The organism is Synechococcus sp. F70.1, assembly GCF_047502745.1.
Classification (GTDB): Bacteria; Cyanobacteriota; Cyanobacteriia; order Thermostichales; family Thermostichaceae; genus Thermostichus.
The window spans coordinates 51,234-55,539 of sequence record NZ_JANSJL010000043.1 but is presented as its reverse complement, the minus strand read 5'-3'; the positions used below and the strand labels follow the sequence as shown (position 1 = coordinate 55,539).

The 4,306-nt window shown below is 55.9% G+C and carries 5 protein-coding genes and 1 pseudogene; 1 reads left to right on the top strand and 5 read right to left on the bottom strand.

What is annotated here, in order from left to right; translation table 11 throughout:
- Together NW860_RS03885 and NW860_RS03880 are read right to left on the bottom strand one after the other, a co-directional pair.
- The coding region (locus tag NW860_RS03885; RefSeq protein WP_414512616.1) for a DUF29 family protein at positions 1–148 on the bottom strand (148 nt) is incomplete at its 3' end.
- 8 nt (positions 149–156) lie between these two features.
- Positions 157–588 carry a DUF29 domain-containing protein gene (locus NW860_RS03880; RefSeq protein ID WP_414405078.1) on the bottom strand — a complete coding sequence of 144 codons (432 nt, stop codon included), beginning with the start codon at positions 586–588 and terminating at the stop codon, positions 157–159.
- 110 nt (positions 589–698) lie between these two features.
- Here NW860_RS03880 and NW860_RS03875 point away from each other — a divergent pair, with 110 nt between their 5' ends.
- Entirely contained in the window at positions 699–995 is a 297-nt protein-coding gene (locus NW860_RS03875; protein ID WP_414395313.1) for a DUF2470 domain-containing protein, read from the top strand.
- Positions 996–1,064: 69 nt separating this feature from the next.
- Here the strand turns inward: NW860_RS03875 and grxC are convergent, their stop codons facing one another.
- The 3 genes and pseudogenes from grxC to NW860_RS03860 form a co-directional block, all read right to left on the bottom strand.
- Positions 1,065–1,325, bottom strand: coding sequence for a glutaredoxin 3 (grxC, locus tag NW860_RS03870; protein WP_414395315.1), 261 nt, complete (start codon positions 1,323–1,325; stop codon positions 1,065–1,067).
- Between the two features lie 36 nt (positions 1,326–1,361).
- A complete protein-coding gene (polA, locus tag NW860_RS03865; protein WP_414512505.1) occupies positions 1,362–4,148 on the bottom strand; it encodes a DNA polymerase I in 2,787 nt (928 codons plus the stop codon).
- A gap of 44 nt (positions 4,149–4,192) precedes the next feature.
- Positions 4,193–4,306 (bottom strand): annotated as a pseudogene (locus tag NW860_RS03860) (1,4-dihydroxy-2-naphthoyl-CoA synthase); the annotation flags it as partial.

The following is a 4,306-nucleotide window of genomic DNA, read 5'->3' as shown; positions in this document are numbered from 1 at the left end:
GATTGACCAGTTCCCGGCGCTCCTGCCTGCCCAAAGCCTCAATTTCCTCTGCCAAATGAACTCTGTCCAGTCGCTCCAACTGCCCCGACCTCAGCAGTGCCGCCTGCTCCTGGGTCCAGGCATAGAAGTCGCGCTCGTAAAGCTGCATACTCACTCCTATTTTTCAGGGTAAAAGCTGGGATCCATCACTTGCTCAAACGTGTAGGGACACTGATCAGGCAAATCCTGTAGAGAGAGGGGCGTTTCTCTCACCACCAGGAGCAGTCCTTTGCGATAGGCCTTCTCCATCGCTTCAGCTAGATAAGATTTGAGGCTGGGACTCTCCGCAATGAGTTCCTGGATATCCTGCCGCTGTTCGATGATCGTAGCCTGCCAGCTTTTACCGCGAAGCTGGGGCTGAAACTGCCACTTGAGGAGGTGTCCCAGCAGGATCCCCAGTCGATTGACCAATTCGCGGCGCTCCTGTCTGCCCAAAGCCTCGATTTCCTCTGCCAAGTGCTCAGTATCTAGCTGCTCCAGTCGGCCCGATCTCAGCAGCGTCGCCTGCTCCTGGGTCCAGGCATAGAAGTCACGCTCGTAAAGCTGCATGTCCACCCCCGTCTGGTTTCAGCTGCTGGGCCTTGCCTGTGAAAAGATTCGTTTGAGCCAAGAGTCCGCTAGACTAAAACCTGGACATCCCTTTTGCAACTCTCACTTCTATGGCCGACCCTCTCACCCCTCAGGTTAGCGAGCGCATCTGCAAGCACATGAACGAAGACCACGCCGATGCCCTAGCGCTCTATGCCAGAGTCTTCGGTCAGGTGGAAGGGGTGACCCAGGCCCGCATGCAGGCTATCGACTCGGAAGGGATGGACTTGCAGGTAGAGGTTGACGGAGCCGTACAAACGCTGCGCATTTCCTTTGATCACCCTCTCAAGGATTCCGAAGATGCCCACCACACCCTGATTGCCATGCTGAAACAAGCACGCGCTCGGGTTAAGCAGGGCAGTGTCTAGGCTGAGTCTCCTTGCCCGTGCATCCGTCTGCCTCAAGTAGCTAGCCGAGGCCCCGAGCAAGGGACGGATCTAGGTAGCCTGCTGCAGGAGCAGATCTAACTTGCCCTGGGCATCAAGGGCGTAGAGGTCGTCACAACCGCCGATGTGCTGGTTGTTGATGAAAATCTGGGGCACTGACCGGCGCCCGTTGGCCCGCTTGGCCATCTCCGCTCGCGCTGCCTCGTCCCCATCAATGGCGTATTCGATGTACTTGACTCCCTTGCGGTCTAGCAGCTGCTTGGCGCGAATGCAGAAGGGACAAAAACGCCATGTGTAGATCTCAACAGCCATAGGGAGAGAACGAACGCTTTCACATAGCTTAACATTTCAGTTGGCCTCCTTCCAGTTGTGGCCGATTTGGATATCCACCACCAGCGGTATGGAGAGGGGCACTGCCCCTTCCATTTCTCTTTGAATGAGTGGCTGTAAGTCCTGCCATTCTGAGGGCTCTACTTCAAACACCAGCTCGTCGTGAACCTGCAAAAGCAAACGCGAGCGAAAGTTCTGCAGCTTTTCCTGCAGGCGAACCATGGCCACTTTGATGATGTCTGAAGCGGATCCCTGAATGGGGGCGTTCACGGCAGCCCGCAGCTCAGCTTGCTTGCGATGGCCCGACAGCTGAGACAAATTGGGGAAATAGCGACGGCGGCCCAAGATGGTTTCCACATAGCCATGTTCTTCCACAAAGGCTTGGGTGGCGCGGAGATAGGCAAAAACGCCGGCATAGCGCTCGTTAAATCGCCGCAAAAATTCCTTGGCTTCTGCCAGAGATACGCCAGCAGTGCGGGCAAAACGCTGCGCCCCCATGCCGTAAATAACTCCATAATTGATTGTCTTGGCAAGGCGACGTTCTTCGCTAGTTACCTCTTGTTTTTCAAAGAGCAAGCGAGCAGTAAGGGTGTGCACATCTTCCCCTGAGCGAAAGCCCTCGATGAGCGTTGGCTCTTGGCTGAGGTGGGCCAAGATGCGCAGCTCAATTTGCGAGTAGTCAGCCGAGGCCAATAGCCACCCCTCCTGGGGAATGAAGGCCTGGCGAATGCGGCGGCTGAACTCGCTGCGGATGGGGATGTTTTGTAGGTTGGGGTTAGAGGAGCTGAGTCGGCCAGTAGCGGTAACAGTCTGGTTGAAGTTGGTGTGCACCCTGCCCGTATCGCGTCTTACCAGAGCTGGCAGCGCGTCCACATAGGTGGATTTGAGCTTGGCCAGAGTGCGGTACTGGAGAATCGTTTCAACAACTGGGTGATCTCCTTCCAGCTTCTCCAAAACCGAAGCATCGGTGGAGTAGCCGGTGGCTGTCTTGCGAGTTTTTCGGATATCTAGCTTTAGCTTTTCAAAAAGCAGGGATCCCAGTTGCTTGGGAGAGTTGAGGTTAAAAACCTCGCCTGCTTGGGCGTAGGCTTTCTGCTCCAAAGTCTGCAGCTCTTTCTCCAGTTCCTGAGAAAACTGCTTGAGAAACTCAGTGTCGATGCGGATGCCGACCCACTCCATTTCTTCCAAAACGTGAGCCAAGGGCAGCTCCACCTGGATAAAAAGATTCCAGAGGCGTGGGTCAGTTTGCTGTAGCTTTTCGGTGAGGATGGGCACCAAACGATAGGCGCAGTAGGCATCAGTTCCGCAATATTCTGCCACTTTGGGGATAGGCAGATCGGCAATGGACTCTGCTTTACCCAGCAGCTTTTCGTAGTTGGTGGTGGGTAAATTTAGATAGGCAGCTGCCAAATCAGCCAAGTTGTGGCTAGCTTCTGGATTGAGCACATAGCTAGCCAACATGGGATCAAATTGGATCCCTTGTAGGCGGATGCCATGAGCGCGAAAAATGCTGAGATCATACTTGCAGTTTTGCAGGCTTTTGGGGCGACTGGGATCCTCCCAAATGGGCTGTAGGCTCTGTTTGACTAGGTTCCAGTCCAAGTTGGATCCCTGGCGGTGGCCAATGGGCAAATAGGCAACATCCCGCTCCGACCAACAGCAGCCAATCCCCACCAGTTGGGCGTCGCGGGGATCTAGACTCGTGGTTTCCGTGTCCCAGGCTACGATCCCGGAGCAAGCCAACAGCTCCTGCCGCAACCGCTCCAACTGCTCAGGGGTATCCACAATGCGTACCGGCGGCAGAGAAGGGGGGGGATGTGCAGCAAAATCAAACCAAAGGGCCTCGTCGTCGGCAGAGCCATTCTTTGAACCTGTCCTGGCTTCAGAGGCTTGGGCTGGGATCCCGCCCAAAGTGGCTTGCAGCTTGCGCACTTGAGCAATGAAACTGCGAAACTCTAGTTTCTCCAAAAGCGGCAGCACTTCCGCCGGGTCAAACCCGGTCAGCCTCATGCTCTCCCAGTCGGGCAAAAGGGGGACATCACAGTGAATCCGAGCCAGAAATTGGGAGTGCTGGGCTGCGGTGATCCCTTCCTTGAGGTACTGCTGGACTTTGCCAGGGATCTCCTCCAGATGGTTGAAAATCTCCTCCAAGCTGCCGTAGCGCTGCAAGAGCTCTGCCGCTCGCTTGGGGCCGATCCCCTTGACGCCGGGAATGTTGTCGGAGGGGTCACCACAGAGGGCTTTGTAGTCGACCACCTGCCAAGGCCAGATGCCCAATTTCTCTTTGACCTCTTGGGGGCCAAATTCGCTGACGCGATCTTTGCTGTTGAGATGCAGAACCCGAATTCTTCCCTCGGGGTCAATCAACTGAAAGAGATCCTGGTCGCCGCTTAAGATCTGCACCCGATACTCTTGGGGGGCAAGCCTACAGAGTGTACCCAGAATATCGTCAGCCTCAAAGCCGGGCACTGCCAAAATCGGAATGCGCAGCGCCGCCAACACCTGCCTGAGGTTTTCCACATCCTCAATAAACTCCGGCGGCGTTTCCGGACGGCCTGCTTTGTAGGTTTCATCGGCCTCGTGGCGAAAGGTGGGCTGCCGGGTATCAAAGGCAACAGCTATGTGGGTGGGGGGGTATTTCTCCAAGACCTCCAGTAGCGATTTCAAAAAGCCAAAGCTGACACTGGTCGGGATCCCAGTGGAGGTGCGCAAGCCCCCCTCGCGGCTATGGGCAAAGGCGTAAAAAGAGCGGTAGGCCAGGGAGTGGCCATCGACCAAAAGCAGCCTCGGAGGGTGGGAAGCCATCGGCCAAGACCAAGAACTGAGTCCAGCCTATCGTTTGCTGCCCCCTAGGGCCGCCAGGGAAACTGGCGAAAGTTGGGAGGACGCTTCTCCAAAAAAGCGCGTCTGCCCTCGGCAGCTTCCTCGGTCATGTAATACAAGAGCGTCGCGTCTCCCGCCAG